Origin of the sequence: Capnocytophaga felis, from assembly GCF_009684755.1 — a bacterium.
In the GTDB taxonomy this organism is placed as follows: domain Bacteria; phylum Bacteroidota; class Bacteroidia; order Flavobacteriales; family Flavobacteriaceae; genus Capnocytophaga; species Capnocytophaga felis.
This window is the reverse complement of the sequence record NZ_BLBC01000005.1, coordinates 375,803-392,663: the sequence shown is the minus strand read 5'-3', so window position 1 is coordinate 392,663 and position 16,861 is coordinate 375,803. Positions and strand designations below refer to the sequence as shown.

Below are 16,861 nucleotides of genomic sequence, written 5' to 3'. Positions count from 1 at the left end.
GTCGCAAAAATAAAGTAGTAATCAAAATTCATTTTTAAGTATGAAGAAAATCAAAGTAACTTTTATTGCTTTGGCTTCGGCTCTTACAGTTGGAGCTTATGCACAGGATGCAAATAATCCTTGGAAAATAGGATTTGGAGTTAACTCTGTTGACGTCCGCACACCAAGTGACGAGTTTGGTGAGTTTATGAAAGACTGGGCAGGGCCTAGCGACCTTAACATTCTTCCAGCTGTTTCTCGCCTTTCTGTAGGTAGATACATCGGAAGCGGTTTCTCTGCTGAACTTTCAGGGTCTTTAAACAAAATTGAAAAAGGCTATGGGTACACTAAAGATGTAGCTAAAGTAGATCAATCTTTCTGGGGAGTTGATTTAAGAGCTAAATATCACTTAAATTCTCTTTGGACAGGTGCAAGATGGTTCGATCCATATCTACAATTAGGTGGAGGATATGCAGCTATCGAAGATGAAGGAAAATTCAGAGCCTTAGGAGGTGGAGGATTAAACTTCTGGTTTACAGAAAATATCGGTTTGAACTTACAAACTGCGTTCAACTCTGCTTTCCAAAAAGATGAGAAGAAACAAGATTTCTTCCAACATTCAGTAGGTGTAGCTATCAAATTTGGTGGTAAAGATACTGACGGAGATGGTGTTTTCGATAAAGACGATGAGTGTCCAGAAGTTCCTGGTTTGAAAGAATTCAACGGATGTCCTGATACAGACGGTGACGGAATCGCTGACAAAAACGATGCTTGCCCAGAGGAAGCAGGTTTGAAAGAATTTAACGGATGCCCTGATACAGACGGTGACGGAATCGCTGATAAAGACGATGCTTGCCCTGAAGTAGCTGGTCCGAAAGAACTTAACGGATGCCCTGATACAGACGGTGACGGTGTTGCTGATAAAGATGATAAATGTCCTGAAGTAGCTGGTCCAAAAGAAAATGCAGGATGCCCTTGGCCAGATACAGATGGTGATGGTGTTCTTGACAAAGATGATGAGTGTCCTGAAGTAGCTGGTCCGGCTTCTAACAAAGGTTGCCCTGAGGTTACTGAAGAGGTACAAAAAACTTTGAACGAGTATGCTAAAACTATCTTGTTTGATACAGGTAAGGCTTCAATCAAACCTCAATCAGCTGCTGTGTTAGAGCAAATCGTTAGCGTGTTGAATCAGTATCCTAATTCTAAATTTACTATCGAAGGACATACTGATAGCACAGGAAACAAAGCTAAAAACCTTACACTTTCACAAGAAAGAGCTGATTCAGTAAGACTTTACTTAGTTCAAAGAGGTGTTTCTGACACTCGTTTATCTGCAAAAGGATATGGTGTTGAGAAACCAATTGCAAGCAACAAAAATGCAAAAGGAAGAGCTTTGAACCGTCGTGTTGAAATCAACCTAGTAAAATAATTTTATCAGATAAAGAAATTTAGATGAGAATGAAAGAGGTCACCTCAAGGGTGACCTCTTTTGTTTTTCTATAATGATGAAAATAAAATATTTAGCGTTTTTTTAACTTCTTTATGAATTGTTTTGTAAGTGTCTGATAGTTACTGTTTTATTGGTTGTTGGCTTTGGAAGGAATCTTTCTTATGATTCTAAATACAGATGTCAAAAATTGGTTTACAAAACAAAAATCCATAAATTTGGGCGTTAAAAACATTTCTTTATGAAACAAACAATTTTTTCAATCTCTTTTTTCTTGTTCTTTGCTCAAATTTTACTTGGGCAAGAAACAGAAATTTATACAAATTCTTCTGCTAATTTTGAGAAGGCGATGTCTTTGTATAATAGGAAAATTTACAAACCTGCACAACATTTGTTCAGAACGGAGCAAACGACTTCACTTGATGTAGAAAAACGAATAAAATCTCAGTACTATGTTGCTTCAATTGCGGCTATTTTGGGCGAAACGGGAGCCGATGTATTGATGAAGAAGTTTATTGAACAACATCCTGAATCTCCACTGAGTTCCGGAGCCTTTTTGCGAATGGCAGATTATTACTTTCAGAAAGGGAATTACAAGGAGGCTTTGGGGTGGTATAAGCAAGTGAATGATGCAAGTGTCAGCAGTGAGGAACGCACCAAATTTTATTTCCAAAAAGGATATGCTCTTTTTGCGGGAGGAAACCGAAAGGAGTCCGAAAAATATTTTAATCTGGTGAAAAACTCAAAGCAATTTGGAGCAGATGCTAACTATTATTTGGGTTATATTGCTTATGATTCAGATGATTACAAAAAAGCGGAAAGTTATTTTGAAAAAGTGCAGGCAGATGAAAGTCTGGATAAAAATGTTTCCTATTTTCAGGCAAATATGAAATTTAAACAAGGACTTTTTGAAGAGGCTATCCGTGAAGGACTTAAACAAAAGGATAAAAATAAAAACGCACAGGAACTTTCCGAACTCAATAAAATTATAGGGGAGAGCTATTTTAATTTAGAAAAATACAGCCAAGCAATTCCTTATTTGAAAGAATACAAAGGTAAAAGAGGAAAGTTCTCAAATACAGACTTTTACTATTTAGGATATGCGTATTATAAAAATAAAGATTATACAAACGCCATTGAGCAGTTTAACCAAATCATAAGTGGAAATGATGCAGTAGCTCAGAATGCATATTATCATTTGGCTGAATGTTATTTGAATACAGGGCAAAAACAACAAGCTTTAAATGCTTTCCGTAATGCGTACCAAATGAATTTTGATGCTCAAATTAAAAAAGATGCACATTTGAATTATGCTCGACTAAGCTATGAAATTGGTAATCCGTATGAGAGTGTTCCTTCCGTATTGCTCTCGTATTCAAAAGCATATCCTAATGATAAAAAAGAAGAAATTCAGTCGTTGTTGATTGATTCGTATATTTCATCAGGAAATTATCAGGCGGCTATTAATTTGTTAGAAAAATCAACAGACCCCAAAGACCAAGAGGTTTACAGAAAGGTGTCTTTTTACAGAGGTTTGGAATTATTCAATGAACTTCAATATGAAGAGGCACTCAAATATTTACAGAAATCTACCGAAAGTTCAGATGCAAGTATTTCAGTAAGAGCTTTATATTGGTTAGGAGAAACATCATATCTGTTGAAAGATTTTCAAAATGCTAAAAAATATTATACGCAATTTTTAAGTAAGCCAAATTCTTCAAAAACAAGTGAATATAAAAACATTTATTACAGTTTGGCGTATGCTGATTTCAATTTGAAAGATTATAAATCGGCGATTGAAAATTTTGAAAGATATTTGAAAGAAAAGCCAAAGTCAAATGCTTGGGCAAATGATGCCTTGTTGCGTTTGGCGGATTCTTATTTTGTTGAAGGGAAGTATTGGCCTGCAATGGAAAGATACAACAAACTCATCGCAAGTAACACATCAGACGAGGATTATGCGGCTTACCAAAAGGCAATAAGTTATGGTTTTGTTGACAGAACTTCGAAAAAAATAGAGGAATTGGAGAAATTCATCAAAAAGTACAAAAACTCAAATCTTCGTCCTAATGCTTTGTTTGAGTTAGGAAACACGTATGTTTCGGAAGGAAATACAGCGAAAGGCGTACAATATTACAAACAAATTCAAACAGAATATAAAGGTAATAATTTTGTGCCTCGTGCAATGTTGCGTGAAGGATTGGTGTATTATAACAAAAACCAAAACCAGAATGCATTGCAAGTTTTCAAAACCATCGCCAAAGATTATCCTAAAACGAATGAATCGGCACAAGCAGTAGCAACAGCCAAGCTGATTTACATTGATATGGGGAAAGTGAGCGAGTATGCTTCTTGGGCAAAAGGGCTTGGTTATGTAGAGGTTTCGGATTTGGAGTTGGAAAGTGCAACGTATGAAGCTGCTGAGCGTCAATACATACAACAAAATGAAAAAGAAGCAATTGCAGGGTTTGAAAAATATATCAAAGAGTTTCCTAACGGGATGCGTCATACAAATGCACAGTTTTATTTAGCTCAATTGTATTATGCTTCAAATCAAAAATCGAAGGCAGTTTCGTTGTATGAAAACGTAATCAAAAGTGGTGCTAATGAGTTTACGGAACAATCATTAACGAAGCTCACACAAATTCTATTAGATGCAGGAAGTTATTTGAAAGCCAAACCTTATCTGGAAGAATTGGAGAAAACGGCTACCATTGCTCAAAATAAAGTATATGCACAATCCAACTTAATGCGTGTTTGTTATAACGAAAAGCTTTATGACAAAGCCATTGAATATGCTAATAAAGTATTGATGGAGAAAACAATAGATACACGCATTAAAAACGATGCCTACAATGTGTTGGCTCGTTCGCATATTCAGTTAGGAAACGAAAATGAAGCCAGAAAAGCCTATCAGGAAGTGGGTAAAACAGCCACAGGAAGTTTGGCTGCCGAGGCAATGTACTACGATGCATACTTTAAACACAAAGATGGAAAATTTAAAGAATCAAATGAAGTTATTCAGAAATTGGCAAAAGACTACGGAGGTTATAAAGAGTTTGCAGCCAAAGGATTGGTGGTAATGGCAAAAAATTTCTACGGATTGAAAGATTCGTATCAAGCTACGTATATTCTTGAAAGTGTGATTAATAATTTTAAAGATTATCCTGATGTGGTTACCGAAGCTAAAAAAGAGCTTGAAATAGTAAAAGCCGAAGCTGCGAAAAGTAATTCCTCAGTTAAAATGTAATTTCGTAACCAAAAAATGACGATGATGAATAAAAATATATTTCAATTTAAAGTTTTGTTAATCACTTTTTTAATGTGTTCTTCTGTGTCAATTGCACAAAGCAAGAAAGATAGTTTGACAACAAAGGTGATTGATGTGGTGAAATCGTATGCACCAACCATTGCAGATGCTTATAAAAAAAGGGAAGATGCAAACATCAAAAAAGATTCTTTATCCTTGACAAAGAAGCAGATAACATATTCGATTTATTCCATTCCGGTGGCTTCTACCTTTGTACCCGAAAAAGGAAAGGCTACGACGATGAAAAAAACTATCAAAAGAGAATATTATCCTGATTCATACGTTGGGGGAGCTTTTGGAAATTTGAATACGTTGTACGGTGATGCTTCTGTCAATTTACCTGTTACGGATGAAAGTAATTTGGCTTTTCTGTTTAATCACTTGTCTTCCAACGGAGAAGTGAAAGATGTGATTCTGGATAATGAGTACGCAAAAACCAAAGGCGAGGTGCGTTACGACTATTTGGATAAGGACGTATATTGGGGTGTTAATGCCGATTTCGGAAGACGTGCTCACAATTGGTATGGTATACAAAAGGATTTTTATACAGATGAACAAATCAAGCAGCTAACAAGCCTAAAGCAAGTATATATTGATTACGGATTGGGCGGATATTTGAAACTTCCTGATTCCTATTTTGAGGGTGTAGATGTTTCATTTAGAGGGCTTTCTGATAAATTTAATACCAGTGAAATGAACTTCAGATTAGCTCCGTCACTTCAAGTTCCTATCAGTAAGGGGGAACATAAAATTCACTTGAATCTTCTTTTGGATTATTACTCGGGAACTTTTGAAAGAGGATATTTAACGGCTGTTGAACAAAAAAACAAATGGCTGTTGATGGCTGCAAATCCGTCATATCATTTTACTACTAATGAATTGGAGTTAAAATTAGGAGCAACGATAGCTTATGCGGGAGCCAACCCAACACAGGAAAGCAATTTTAAAGCTTTTCCTGATGTGGAAGTTTTGTACAAATTTTCAGGAGGAAGTACAATTTTGCACGGAGCTATTCGGGGGATGTTTCAGCAAAACACATTTGAGAAATTAACGAAAGTGAATCCGTATTTAGCTCCAACACAAGTGATTAATCCTACAAATGTTAATGTGGATATTTCTGCGTCTATCAAAGGAGAATTAGCAACAGGATTATATTACAAATTGCAAGGAATTTATAAGCAATATGAAAATCTTCCTTTGTTTACAAGCAATTCGGAAGCGGGGACAGCCTCACTAACATTAGCTTATCAACATAATAATTCGTTTAAATTGGTGTATGATGAGGTAAAAGAATTCGGATTTGCAGCAGAAATAGGTGGTAATATAAACGATGTGTTTTTCTTTGATTTGGAAGGAAAAATTAACGGGTATTCAACTAAAAATCAGGAAGAAGCGTGGAATTTACCTCGAACAAGAGTTTCTTTATTTACAGACGTAAAAATTATGGACGGACTATTTGCAGGAGTAGATTTGTTTTATGTAGGAGACCGATATGAGAAGGATTATGTTTCTTCTATACTAACTCCGCCGGGGAAATTGAAGCTCGAAGGATATTTTGACCTAAATCTTCACGCAGATTATACAATCAACAAAAAGTGGATGATTTTTGCAAAAGCAAATAATTTGACATCAAATAGTTATAATCGTTGGGCGTATTATCCTGTTCAAGGACTTCAGATATTTGCCGGAGTGAAGTATTTATTTGGTTTGAGTAAAAAATCAAAGTAAAATCAAAAAAATGTCATTTTTAATTTTTTGAGTAAAAAAAGTTTCTATTTTTGCCGAAAAATTGATTAAAGATGAATGCACTAGAATTACAAAAAATGTTGGATGACCATTGTCGGGAAATGAAGGATAATATGCCGGGTTTCTTGTTCTATGGTATTTTGAGTGTTTCTGACGGGACTACATTGTCTAAGGCACAAGCTGAAGATAATCCGTTGGCAGAAAATATTGAAAGTGGGTCTGCGTTTCATTTGACCATTTTGAACCAAGTAAAAAAGGTGGTTGATAGTAATGCAGAGGCGAATTTGGAAATTGATGATATTATCATTGAAACTAATAAAATAGTGTTTATTATTATGGTTTCAGCCTTAGGTAAATTCTTCTCAGTTACTGCACTTGAACGTGAACACTCAAATTTGGGTATAACACGGGCACTACTTTATCGTTGCAAGGCAGAGTTTGGAACTATGTTAGATGATTATTTTGGTTAAAATAACTTCATCTAAACGGAAGTAAAGAAAAAGCTTATGGTTTTGTTGTAGATTGCCAATTTTTAGAAGGATATTATGAAGAGTTTGAAGATTTTGTTGGTTGATGATGAACCCGATGTTCTGGAAATTGTAGGATACAATTTGGAACGGGAAGGTTTTCGTGTATTTACAGCAAAAAATGGATTGGAAGCCATTAAAAAAGCGGAGAAAGAGCAGCCTCATCTCATTATTATGGATGTGATGATGCCGGAAATGGACGGAATTGAGGCTTGTGAACTTATCCGAAAGCAACCTGAATTGTCAAAAACAGTAATAGCTTTTTTGACAGCCAGAGGTGAAGATTATTCTCAACTTGCTGGTTTTGAAGCAGGAGCTGATGATTATATAACAAAACCGATAAAGCCTAAAGTACTTGTAAGTAAGGTGAAAGCTTTGCTGCGTCGCTTTAATACCGATGAAGAAAATGGTTCAATCCTGAAAATGAATAATCTCATTATTGATAGGGATGAGTACAAAGTAACTTATAAAGGTGAAGAAATGGTTCTGCCACGTAAAGAATTTGAACTTTTATGGTTATTAGCTTCACAGCCGGGGAAAGTCTTTAAGCGAGAGGACATTTTAGATAAAGTTTGGGGCAGTGAAGTTGTTGTTGGAGACAGAACCATTGATGTTCACATCCGTAAGCTGAGAGAGAAGATAGGAGATGATTACTTCAAAACGGTTAAAGGCGTGGGTTACAAGTTTGTAGCATAATAAATGGAATTTTAAAATTGGGGATTAGCTCTTTTGACTAATCCCCTGTCTTTTTTAGAATATGTGGAAATTGAAAAAATCATATCGGTTTGCGTTAAGGTCTTCTTTCTTTGTTACGATTTTTTCCGGCTTTTTGCTCGGGATTGTGATTTTTATATTTGAAAATATCCCTTTTTGGATTGTAATTCCTTATGCTTTAGCTTTGTATGTAGTTTGTTTTTTCATACTGCAGTATCGTGTAGAAAAATTTATGTACAAACGGATTAAGAGAATATACCAAGATGTTTCTCTTCTGGAAAGTTCCGGTGTTGGAAATAAGCCCATTACTGCAGATGTCGCTTCTTTAAGTAAAGAAATAAACAGATTTGCACGTCGGAAAAAACTTGAAATTGAGACGCTTAAAGACCAAGAGAAATATCGAAAAGAATATATTGGGAATATTTCACACGAGTTAAATACGCCACTTTTTACGGTGCAAAGTTACATTTTAACGCTTTTAGATGGGGCAATAGAAGATAAATCTGTTCGTAAAAAGTACCTTTCGCGTGCGGCAAAGGGAGTTGAACGATTAATTTATGTGGTTAAGGACCTTGAAATGATTTCAAAATTAGAAACAGGGAAATTAAATCTTGATTTTGAAGAATTTGATATTATTGAATTGATTCAGAATGTGTTTGAAATGTTTGAGATGCAAGCCACCAAAAGGGAAATATCACTTATTTTCGATAAGAAATATCCTCCGATGTATGTTTATGCTGATCGTGAGCGAATACAGCAAGTGGTTGCAAATTTGATAGTTAATTCTATAAAATACGGAAAATATAACGGAACGACGGAAGTCAGCATTGAAAGTTTGCCAAAAGGAAAAATAATCGTTCGAGTTATGGATAACGGTGAAGGTGTCATTGAAGAAAATCTTTCTCGCTTGTTTGAACGCTTTTACCGAGTTGACAAAAGTGGAAGTCGCAAAGAAGGTGGTTCAGGTTTGGGGCTTTCCATCGTAAAGCACATCATTGAAGCCCATAAACAAAAAGTTTTCGTAGATAGTGTTTATGGGGTAGGTTCCGAATTTTCTTTTACGTTAGATGTTCCAAAAAGAGAAAAATAATATAAAATCAATTGATTAAATCGTTCATTTTTCTTCTCGTACTTCTCCATATTTAGAGAAATTATGTCCGGAAGGTTCTTGAAACAATCTCAGATTGAAAGTCGGTACAATAGCAAGAATATGGTCAAAAATATCCGCCTGTATCTGTTCATAAATAGCAAATTCTTTAACTTTGGAGAACATATAAACTTCAATCGGGATTCCTTTTTCTGTCGGTTGTAATTGTCTGACAACAAACATCATATCTAAATTTACAAAGCCTGATTCTCGAAGATAATTTTCCACATATTTCCGAAAAGTTCCAATATTTGTGAGTCGTCTTTGGTTGAAATGTTCCGTTTCATTAGCATTTACTTCACGGATTATTTTTACTTTTTCTTCAATATAATCTGAAATTAATCGTATTTTTTTGAAAGTTTCGATTTCTTGTTCGGACAGAAAGTGAATTGATTCAATATCAACGTTAACGTGTCTTTTAATTCGCCTTCCTCCCGATAGTTCCATTCCTCGCCAGTTTGTGAATGATTCGGAAGTGAGTTTGTAGGTAGGAATTGTAGTTATGGTTCTGTCCCAATTTTGGACTTTCACGGTGGTCAGCCCAATATCAATTACAGTTCCATCAGCTCCGTCTTTTGGAGATGCTATCCAGTCACCAACGAAAAGCATTTTATTTGCAGATAGCTGAATGCCAGCAACAAATCCCATAATCATATCTTTGTAAACGATTAACAAAATGGTAATCATTGCCCCTAACCCTGTAAGGATATCAATAAAATTTTTTATTTGCAAAAATGGAAATGATGGCAACCGCTCCTAATGAGTAAAGTATGACTTTTGCAAGCTGGATATATATTTTGATAGCTATTTCTGTGCCTTTTATGTGAATATAAAGTTGTTCTATAGCGTTTAGTACGGCATTTAGGAATAATATTAAAACTACAATGAAATAGGTGCTTATCAAGGTTTGAATAAGCCATCGTAATGATTCAGAGGCGATAACATTGTATGAAGAAAGAACTAAAAGTCCGGGTAAGAAATGTGCAAATTTAGCAAAAACCAAGTTCTCCATAAAGATATCGTCCCATTGAGTGGCAGTGTGTCCAACTAATTTTGGCACGGTTCGCCTCATAATAAAGGTTGCCAGCTTGTCTATTAACCAAGCCATAGCCAATATGATGGCAAATGTGATAACAGATTGTACTACAATAGCCCATACATTGCTAAATCCGTATTCTTCAAGTATTTGTACAGTTTGGTTTCTCAAATTTTCCATAGCGTTTCAGTAAGAGATTGGTTGAGTAGGGTTAATCATACAATTCATTTATTTTGTCATAAACCAAATCCGATTCCCATCCACGATAGAGCAGATAATCAGCAAGTTTACGTTTTGTTTTATAAGTATTTTTTTCCTTTATTTCAGTTTGTTTTTTCTCTGCCAAAGCGTCAAAAACTGAGATATATTCCTCATCATCAATCTCTTTTAAAGCTGATTGGATGATATAAGCTGAAAGCCCTCGATGTTTCAGTTCTCGTTGGATGCGGATACGTCCCCACTTTTTGTATCTGAATTTCCCTCGGGCAAAGCTTTTGGCAAAACGTTCTTCATTTAAAAAATTATTTTGGATTAAATGCACTACAATTTCATCAATGGCAATAGGAATCATACGCATTTTTTGGAGCTTATCAATTACTTCTTTGTGATAACGTTCTTGATAAGCACAAAAAGCTTCTAATTTTCGCTTTGCTTCTTCAACGGTGTAAGTTTTGACTGTATCCATAGAAAGCAAAGGTACGAAAATTTTGGATGCAAGTGATAATTTCCGTTAACAAGGGTTGCAACCGTAATTTTTTACTATTTTTGCATCATTATTAACTCAATTGATTTTTTAAAGATGAAGAAAGTAATTTTACTACTATTTGCCACTATTGTAGCTGTTGGATGTTCAAAAAAAGAAGATAACCAAAGTACACCTTTTCCTTTAAATGACTTGTACGGAAAATGGAGAATTACTCACATTCAGCAGGAAAACGGAGGAATGTTTGACATAACTTCCGAAATTGCGGAAAGAATATTCAAGCCAACGTATGCAACATTTAATAGCGACGGGACGTATTCCGGAGAAGGTTATTTTGGGACAGGAACTGGTACTTACAAGACTTCAGGGAGAACGATAACTTGTTACATTCAAGGACAAGAATATTTAAAATATGAAGTCCTTGATTTTTCTAAAACAGAAGCGACGCTGGATATGCGTATGACAGGGGAAAAATCAGCAACCCGAATAAAGGTTAAAAAACAATAATCTAAAAAACACAATCCCTATAACATTGTAGGGATTTTTTTAAAAATCTTCTCTTTGTTTTTTCTTTCCATAAACAAAGATTCCAGCTAAACCTATAATTGTTGTACTTCCCAAAACTTTCGCTACCGATTCGTGTCCTTTCATAGCAAGGTCGTATGAGGCAAATAATACACCCCCAGCAATAAGCAAACCAAAAACCTGTCCTAAAAGACTTTGAAAGTTATTCCAATTGACAACCTTACTTTCTATTTTTCGGCGATGATTGCCTTGCTTTTCTACTTGTTGCATAAGTCTTTCACCGCCATTAGGGATAATTTCATCATATCCTTTAAGTGTTTCTACATCTGGAAGAGGTCCTGAATGCATCTTTGTTACGGACACAACGCCCATATATGCTTGTAATAACTCCTGACGTTTTTTAGGATTAATGTTTTTTAGTGACGGATTTACACTGATAACTTCCTCATCTAATCTTTGAAGTTCTTGCTTAGAGGCTTCTTTGTCCATTACCTGATGTTTAAAACTTTTTTAAAATCATTTCCAACCATTGTCCAATCACAAGTAATAGCTTTTTTGTCTGCTTGTTCAGTAGTTTTGGAATAATTGTAGGTGAAGTATACACCAAAAATATTCAACACACTTCCTACACCAATCCAAAAGTTTTTTTTGGGTAGCAAGAAAGTTGTTTTATCATTTTGTTTTCTTTTTGCTACTTTATTCATAGGTTCATTTCAATTAGAATAATCACAATATATTTGGCACAAAGATACATAACATAAAAAACATATACAAATTTATATTCTATTATTTATTTAATTTCAAACACAAAACATTGAAAATGAATTAAGTTATAATTTTTAAAAATGCACTTTTTTATTTATCAATAACTTGTAAATAACTCTTTCTTTCATTTTACGTGTATTGTAGTAATACAAAATATTTTTGCTGAAAATACAAATAATGAAACTCCAGAATACAGAAAAATCATCATATATCGATAAAAATTAGGATGATTTTCTTTCAAATAGACTTTAATTGTGTCTAACTCGGATTTTTCGAGAATTAAACGTGGAGCTTTAATTACTTTCTTTGGATAAACATCTCTTGTAACATTACTTTCGCAGCATTCATATTCAATAAGTTCACGATATAAGGATGAAACATAGATGACGAACTTATTATAATATTTATCGGGCAATTGTAGCCAGTCAAGCATTTTTTTTAAATCAACCCTTTTTAAATCTTTTATTTTGATGTTTTGCATTTCAAGAGCTTCCGATGCTTTTTGAATGCGATTGACGGCACAACTAATATCATAGAGGTGTCTTTTATTGCTTTTTTTTGAGATAAAGCTCTTTTGAATGCTTCAATAAAGGGTAAATCAGGATGAAGTCCCTCTTTTTGAACACAAGGATATTTTTTTAGAATAGGATTAAATCCCTCATTAAGTTGCTTGGGGAGTTTTTTTAGTAGAAAGGAAATAACAGCCTTACGCTTTTCAATGGTTTTAGGCTTGTTCACTCTCTTTCGGTATGGAAACCCTTTGGGATACTTTTTTTGGAAACGAGGGTCAAAAAAGGCACATTGAACGTACCAATCTTTCTCTAAGTCTTTTTTAGTGGCTTTTTGCCAATTCGGAGGGGGTACCCAAAATTCGGAATAGCTACACCCGTCAATAGTTTTTGTGGTCATATCTGTAATTATTTTACCTTGCCGTTTACCTTGCTGGTAACAAATAATTACAAACGAAATTTTTCACTTATAAATTACTGTAACTCTTTCAGTGGAAGTGAGTTACATTCTTGTGACCGCGAGAGGATTCGAACCCCTAACCCTCAGAGCCGAAATCTGATATTCTATCCAGTTGAACTACGCGGCCTCCTAAAATAGTATGCTATGACAATAAATTTTTTACAACAGTTGAAATGAGTTTTCCGTCAGCTTTTCCTGCTAATTTCTGCGTGGCAACTCCCATAACTTTGCCCATATCTTTCATTCCCGAAGCCCCAACACTTGATATAATTGCAGAAATTTCTGCAATGATTTCCTGTTCGGAAAGTTGTTTCGGTAAGAACTTCTCAATAACAGCAGCTTGTGCCAATTCGGGTTCTGCCAAGTCATTACGTCCTTGTGAGGTGTACAAAGCAGCACTGTCATTTCTCTGTTTTACTAACTTTTGCAGAATTTTTAATTCTTCTGTTTCTGAAAGTTCTTCAGAGGCTCCCGCTTCTGTTTTGGCTAATAAAATAGCTGATTTAATAGCTCGTAATGATTCCAGAGCTACACTGTCCTTAGCCTTCATTGCTTCTTTCAAAGCATCCATTACTTTTGTTTGTAAACTCATCAGACTTAATCTTAAAAGATGTGCAAAAGTAATATGTTTTGAGATAAATAACAAGTTATTTTATAAAAAAACTCGGAAAAAAGAAAGATTGAAAGGTTCAAAATTTCTCTACCTTTTTTACAATCAAATGAATGGGAGTTTTTCTACTCTTTAATTCTTGTTTTTCGTTTGTTTTCGTTACGTTCTATTTTGTGTGCGGGGCGTGTCCATTTCGGATTTTCACCTAAATCGGTGTATTGTGAATCTTCAGCTTCAACCGTTGTAGGTTGTGCGTGTTTTTCAAAAGGCTTTTGCGGACGCATTCCTAACATTTCAAACATCATCATATCTTCATTGATGTTAGGGTTAGGAGTTGTTAATAGCTTGTCTCCAGCGAAGATAGAATTAGCTCCCGCAAAGAAACACATTGCTTGTCCTTCTCTGCTCATTTGCGTTCTTCCTGCTGAAAGGCGTACCTGAGTTTCAGGCATTACGATTCGTGTGGTAGCAATCATTCGTACCATATCCCAAATTTCCACAGGCTTTTGGTCTTCCATCGGTGTTCCTTCCACAGCAACCAAAGCATTTATCGGAACAGATTCAGGTTGAGGATTAAGTGATGACAAAGCCACAAGCATTCCGGCACGGTCTTCCAAGGATTCCCCCATACCGATGATTCCTCCGCTACATACTGTGATGTTTGTTTTTCGCACGTTTTCAATGGTTTGTAGTCGGTCTTCATAACCTCTTGTCGAGATTACTTCTTTGTAATATTCTTCCGATGTGTCCAAGTTGTGATTATAGGCATACAAGCCGGCTTCGGAAAGTCTTTTTGCTTGGTTTTCAGTAATCATTCCTAAAGTACAACAAACTTCCATATTTAATTTGTTGATGGTACGTACCATTTCCAAGACTTGGTCAAATTCTGGTCCGTCTTTCACGTTACGCCAAGCGGCACCCATACATACTCGTGAAGCTCCGGAAGATTTTGCTCGTAAGGCTTGTGCTTTTACGTGTGAAACGCTCATCATTTCTTCAACTTCTACTCCTGTATGGTAGCGGGCTGCTTGTGGGCAATATCCGCAATCTTCGGAGCATCCGCCTGTTTTTATTGAAAGCAAGGTTGATACCTGTACAATGTTGGGGTCGTGATGTTTACGATGTACTGTGGCTGCTTCATAAAGCAAATCCATCAGGGGTTTTTTGTAAATAGCAATAATTTCGTCTTTTGTCCAATTATGTCGAGTTTCACACATATTCTTAATGAATTTATTTTTTATTATACAATGAAAAATATCAAAGACAGAATGAATTCTTGATAAAACTTTTTCAATTTGCAAAAATAATAAATATAATGAGTTGTTAATTCTTTTTGATAAGTTTTATGTAAAAAAGTCAAGACACCTAAAAAATCAATTTAAAATAATTTTGATTGTAATTTTTTTAAACATCTTATAATCAGTATTTTGTTTTTGATATCATTAAGAGAATTAATCCACTGAAGGTAAAACTTTTTATTTTTAAAATTAAATTCTCTACCTTTGTAGCTTGTGAAATTGTTAATAAAATATAATAATATTCAAAAATATGGGGCTTGTAAGTGCGAAAGAGGTGGCTAAGGCTATAAAGCTTGATAAATATGGCTTTATGGGAACTTTTGGAGGCTGGGTATTGATGAAATTACTTCGACTTTCAAAACTTAATGCTATTTATAACAGAAACAGACACTTGCAGGGGCTTGATTTTTTAAATACCATTTTAGACGAATTTGAAATTCAGTTTCAAATTCCGGAAGAAGATTTACGAAACATTCCTAAGGAAGGAGCTTTTATCACAATATCCAATCATCCGTTGGGAGGAATTGACGGAATATTATTATTGAAGTTGCTTTTGGAAAAACGTCCCGATTTCAAGATTATGGCGAACTTTTTATTGCAACGTATTGAACCTTTGGCTCCGTACGTAATGCCCGTCAATCCGTTTGAAAATCACAAAGATGCAAAGTCGAGTGTTATGGGATTTAAGCAAACTATCAGACATTTACAGGAAGGAATGCCTTTGGGACTTTTTCCTGCAGGAGAGGTTTCTGTTAGCAGGGAAGGCAAACTTGTGGTTGATAAACCTTGGGAAGAAGCAGCGATGAAGCTTGCCAAAAAGGCACAAGTCCCCATCATCCCTATTTATTTTCACGCTCAAAACAGCAAACTGTTTTATACACTATCCAAAATCAGCGATACATTACGTACGGCAAAATTGCCATCGGAATTGCTAACGCAAAGAAAAAGAGTGATTTATATTCGTATAGGAAAGCCAATATCTTTGAGCGTGCAAGAAGAATATCAAGATATTGAATCATACACGGAATTTTTGCGTAAGAAGACATATATCTTGGCAAACACATTTGAACAGGACAAAAAATTTATTCCTCTGGCAACTGTTTTAAAGGCAAGTAAAGCTCCAAAAACTCCTCAAGAAATTATACAACCTGTAGGGACTGAACTCATAGAGAAGGAAATAGAATCAATTACGCAAAAAGGGCATCGTTTGCTAAAAGCAAATAATTATGAAGTTTTTTTGGCTCCGTGTAAAGATATTCCCAACATAATAAAAGAAATCGGAAGACTTCGCGAAATAACTTTTCGGGAGGTAGGTGAAGGAACAAACGCTTCGATTGATTTGGATTCATTTGATGAGTATTATCATCATTTATTTCTGTGGGATGCGGAGGCTAAGAGAGTTGCCGGTGCTTACCGTATGGGATTGGGAGCCGAAATTTTTCCGAAATATGGCATTGATGGTTTTTATACGCACGATTTGTTTCGTTTTGAGCCTGAGTTATACGATATGATGAGTAAAACCATTGAAATGGGAAGAGCGTTTATCATTCCTGAATATCAGCAAAAACCAATGCCGTTATTCCTTTTATGGAAAGGGATAGCACACACTACGTTACGTTACCCTGAACATCATTATTTGTTGGGAGGAGTGAGTATAAGCAATCAATTTTCCAACTTTTCAAAATCCTTGATGATTGAGTTTATGAAATCAAACTTTTACGACCCATATATAGCTCAGTATGTGCGTCCTAAGAAAGAGTTTAAAGTAAAAATAAAAGATGCGGATAAGGATTTTATCTTTGATGAAACTCAAGCTGATCTCAATAAATTTGATAAAATTATTGATGAATTAGAACCCGGAAATTTACGCTTGCCGGTTTTGATTAAGAAGTATATTAAACAAAATGCTAAAGTAATTGCTTTTAATGTGGACCCAATGTTTAATAATGCGATTGACGGTTTGATGTATATCCGCATTGCCGATCTGCCCGAGAGTACAATGAAGCCGGTTATAGAGGAATTTCAGGCAGAATTGGAAGCAAAAATGAAAGCAAATGAGTCTGATAATCAAACTGCTAAATAGTT

17 protein-coding genes and 1 tRNA gene are annotated in these 16,861 nt (G+C 35.2%); 8 read left to right on the top strand and 10 right to left on the bottom strand.

The window, feature by feature from the left end:
* The first annotated feature begins 40 nt into the window (after positions 1 to 40).
* From GN105_RS02985 to GN105_RS02960, 6 genes are all read left to right on the top strand, one after another.
* Positions 41 to 1,408: an OmpA family protein gene (locus GN105_RS02985; RefSeq protein ID WP_155283948.1), complete on the top strand. Its 1,368-nt coding sequence runs from the start codon at positions 41 to 43 to the stop codon at positions 1,406 to 1,408.
* A gap of 259 nt (positions 1,409 to 1,667) precedes the next feature.
* On the top strand, positions 1,668 to 4,676 hold the full coding sequence (locus GN105_RS02980; RefSeq protein ID WP_155283947.1) for a tetratricopeptide repeat protein: 3,009 nt from the start codon (positions 1,668 to 1,670) through the stop codon (positions 4,674 to 4,676).
* Between the two features lie 84 nt (positions 4,677 to 4,760).
* Entirely contained in the window at positions 4,761 to 6,464 is a 1,704-nt protein-coding gene (locus tag GN105_RS02975) for a TonB-dependent receptor (protein ID WP_306452381.1), read from the top strand.
* Positions 6,465 to 6,535: 71 nt separating this feature from the next.
* Positions 6,536 to 6,952: a hypothetical protein gene (locus GN105_RS02970; protein WP_155283945.1), complete on the top strand. Its 417-nt coding sequence runs from the start codon at positions 6,536 to 6,538 to the stop codon at positions 6,950 to 6,952.
* A gap of 75 nt (positions 6,953 to 7,027) precedes the next feature.
* Complete coding sequence (locus GN105_RS02965; RefSeq protein WP_155283944.1) at positions 7,028 to 7,705, top strand: response regulator transcription factor; 678 nt, start codon at positions 7,028 to 7,030, stop codon at positions 7,703 to 7,705.
* A gap of 61 nt (positions 7,706 to 7,766) precedes the next feature.
* Entirely contained in the window at positions 7,767 to 8,813 is a 1,047-nt protein-coding gene (locus tag GN105_RS02960) for a sensor histidine kinase (RefSeq protein WP_155283943.1), read from the top strand.
* A 24-nt stretch (positions 8,814 to 8,837) separates the two neighbouring features.
* Here GN105_RS02960 and GN105_RS12925 read toward each other — a convergent pair whose 3' ends face one another.
* The 3 genes from GN105_RS12925 to GN105_RS02950 are packed head-to-tail and all read right to left on the bottom strand — an operon-like array spanning position 8,838 to position 10,591.
* On the bottom strand, positions 8,838 to 9,602 hold the full coding sequence (locus tag GN105_RS12925) for a mechanosensitive ion channel family protein (RefSeq protein ID WP_227977328.1): 765 nt from the start codon (positions 9,600 to 9,602) through the stop codon (positions 8,838 to 8,840).
* Positions 9,580 to 10,086 (bottom strand): hypothetical protein, encoded by a 507-nt coding sequence (locus tag GN105_RS12920; protein ID WP_227977329.1) that lies wholly within the window; start codon positions 10,084 to 10,086, stop codon positions 9,580 to 9,582. The genes GN105_RS12925 and GN105_RS12920 overlap by 23 nt, the downstream gene beginning before the upstream one ends.
* 31 nt (positions 10,087 to 10,117) lie before the next feature.
* Positions 10,118 to 10,591 carry a regulatory protein RecX gene (locus tag GN105_RS02950; RefSeq protein ID WP_155283942.1) on the bottom strand — a complete coding sequence of 158 codons (474 nt, stop codon included), beginning with the start codon at positions 10,589 to 10,591 and terminating at the stop codon, positions 10,118 to 10,120.
* Between the two features lie 114 nt (positions 10,592 to 10,705).
* Between GN105_RS02950 and GN105_RS02945 the strand changes: the two genes are divergently transcribed.
* Positions 10,706 to 11,116, top strand: coding sequence for a lipocalin family protein (locus GN105_RS02945; RefSeq protein WP_155283941.1), 411 nt, complete (start codon positions 10,706 to 10,708; stop codon positions 11,114 to 11,116).
* Between the two features lie 39 nt (positions 11,117 to 11,155).
* On the opposite strand, the gene GN105_RS02940 is transcribed toward GN105_RS02945, so the two are convergent.
* From GN105_RS02940 to bioB, 7 genes are all read right to left on the bottom strand, one after another.
* The gene (locus GN105_RS02940; RefSeq protein WP_155283940.1) at positions 11,156 to 11,623 is read right to left on the bottom strand and encodes a DUF2335 domain-containing protein; all 468 of its coding nucleotides are present in this window, start codon (positions 11,621 to 11,623) and stop codon (positions 11,156 to 11,158) included.
* Positions 11,623 to 11,838 (bottom strand): hypothetical protein, encoded by a 216-nt coding sequence (locus GN105_RS02935; RefSeq protein WP_155283939.1) that lies wholly within the window; start codon positions 11,836 to 11,838, stop codon positions 11,623 to 11,625. Before GN105_RS02935 ends, GN105_RS02940 begins: the two co-directional genes overlap by 1 nt.
* 185 nt (positions 11,839 to 12,023) lie before the next feature.
* Positions 12,024 to 12,332, bottom strand: coding sequence for a hypothetical protein (locus GN105_RS12915; protein WP_227977330.1), 309 nt, complete (start codon positions 12,330 to 12,332; stop codon positions 12,024 to 12,026).
* A 29-nt stretch (positions 12,333 to 12,361) separates the two neighbouring features.
* The gene (locus GN105_RS12910; protein WP_227977331.1) at positions 12,362 to 12,808 is read right to left on the bottom strand and encodes a hypothetical protein; all 447 of its coding nucleotides are present in this window, start codon (positions 12,806 to 12,808) and stop codon (positions 12,362 to 12,364) included.
* A 113-nt stretch (positions 12,809 to 12,921) separates the two neighbouring features.
* A tRNA-Arg gene (locus tag GN105_RS02925) sits at positions 12,922 to 12,995 on the bottom strand.
* Positions 12,996 to 13,010: 15 nt separating this feature from the next.
* Positions 13,011 to 13,460 carry a GatB/YqeY domain-containing protein gene (locus GN105_RS02920; protein WP_155283938.1) on the bottom strand — a complete coding sequence of 150 codons (450 nt, stop codon included), beginning with the start codon at positions 13,458 to 13,460 and terminating at the stop codon, positions 13,011 to 13,013.
* Positions 13,461 to 13,603: 143 nt separating this feature from the next.
* Complete coding sequence (bioB, locus tag GN105_RS02915; RefSeq protein WP_155283937.1) at positions 13,604 to 14,695, bottom strand: biotin synthase BioB; 1,092 nt, start codon at positions 14,693 to 14,695, stop codon at positions 13,604 to 13,606.
* A gap of 331 nt (positions 14,696 to 15,026) precedes the next feature.
* Between bioB and GN105_RS02910 the strand changes: the two genes are divergently transcribed.
* Positions 15,027 to 16,859 (top strand): GNAT family N-acyltransferase, encoded by a 1,833-nt coding sequence (locus GN105_RS02910; protein ID WP_373279389.1) that lies wholly within the window; start codon positions 15,027 to 15,029, stop codon positions 16,857 to 16,859.
* The last annotated feature ends 2 nt before the right edge of the window (positions 16,860 to 16,861 follow it).

Coding starts and splice junctions, on each gene's coding strand:
- GN105_RS02985 (WP_155283948.1), top strand. CDS start 41: ATGAAGAAAATCAAAGTAACTTTTATTGCTTTGGCTTCGGCTCTTACA.
- GN105_RS02980 (WP_155283947.1), top strand. CDS start 1,668: ATGAAACAAACAATTTTTTCAATCTCTTTTTTCTTGTTCTTTGCTCAA.
- GN105_RS02970 (WP_155283945.1), top strand. CDS start 6,536: ATGAATGCACTAGAATTACAAAAAATGTTGGATGACCATTGTCGGGAA.
- GN105_RS02965 (WP_155283944.1), top strand. CDS start 7,028: ATGAAGAGTTTGAAGATTTTGTTGGTTGATGATGAACCCGATGTTCTG.
- GN105_RS02960 (WP_155283943.1), top strand. CDS start 7,767: ATGTGGAAATTGAAAAAATCATATCGGTTTGCGTTAAGGTCTTCTTTC.
- GN105_RS12920 (WP_227977329.1), bottom strand. CDS start 10,086: ATGGAAAATTTGAGAAACCAAACTGTACAAATACTTGAAGAATACGGA.
- GN105_RS02950 (WP_155283942.1), bottom strand. CDS start 10,591: ATGGATACAGTCAAAACTTACACCGTTGAAGAAGCAAAGCGAAAATTA.
- GN105_RS02945 (WP_155283941.1), top strand. CDS start 10,706: ATGAAGAAAGTAATTTTACTACTATTTGCCACTATTGTAGCTGTTGGA.
- GN105_RS02940 (WP_155283940.1), bottom strand. CDS start 11,623: ATGGACAAAGAAGCCTCTAAGCAAGAACTTCAAAGATTAGATGAGGAA.
- GN105_RS02935 (WP_155283939.1), bottom strand. CDS start 11,838: ATGAATAAAGTAGCAAAAAGAAAACAAAATGATAAAACAACTTTCTTG.
- GN105_RS12915 (WP_227977330.1), bottom strand. CDS start 12,332: ATGCTTGACTGGCTACAATTGCCCGATAAATATTATAATAAGTTCGTC.
- GN105_RS12910 (WP_227977331.1), bottom strand. CDS start 12,808: ATGACCACAAAAACTATTGACGGGTGTAGCTATTCCGAATTTTGGGTA.
- GN105_RS02920 (WP_155283938.1), bottom strand. CDS start 13,460: ATGAGTTTACAAACAAAAGTAATGGATGCTTTGAAAGAAGCAATGAAG.
- bioB (WP_155283937.1), bottom strand. CDS start 14,695: ATGTGTGAAACTCGACATAATTGGACAAAAGACGAAATTATTGCTATT.
- GN105_RS02910 (WP_373279389.1), top strand. CDS start 15,027: ATGGGGCTTGTAAGTGCGAAAGAGGTGGCTAAGGCTATAAAGCTTGAT.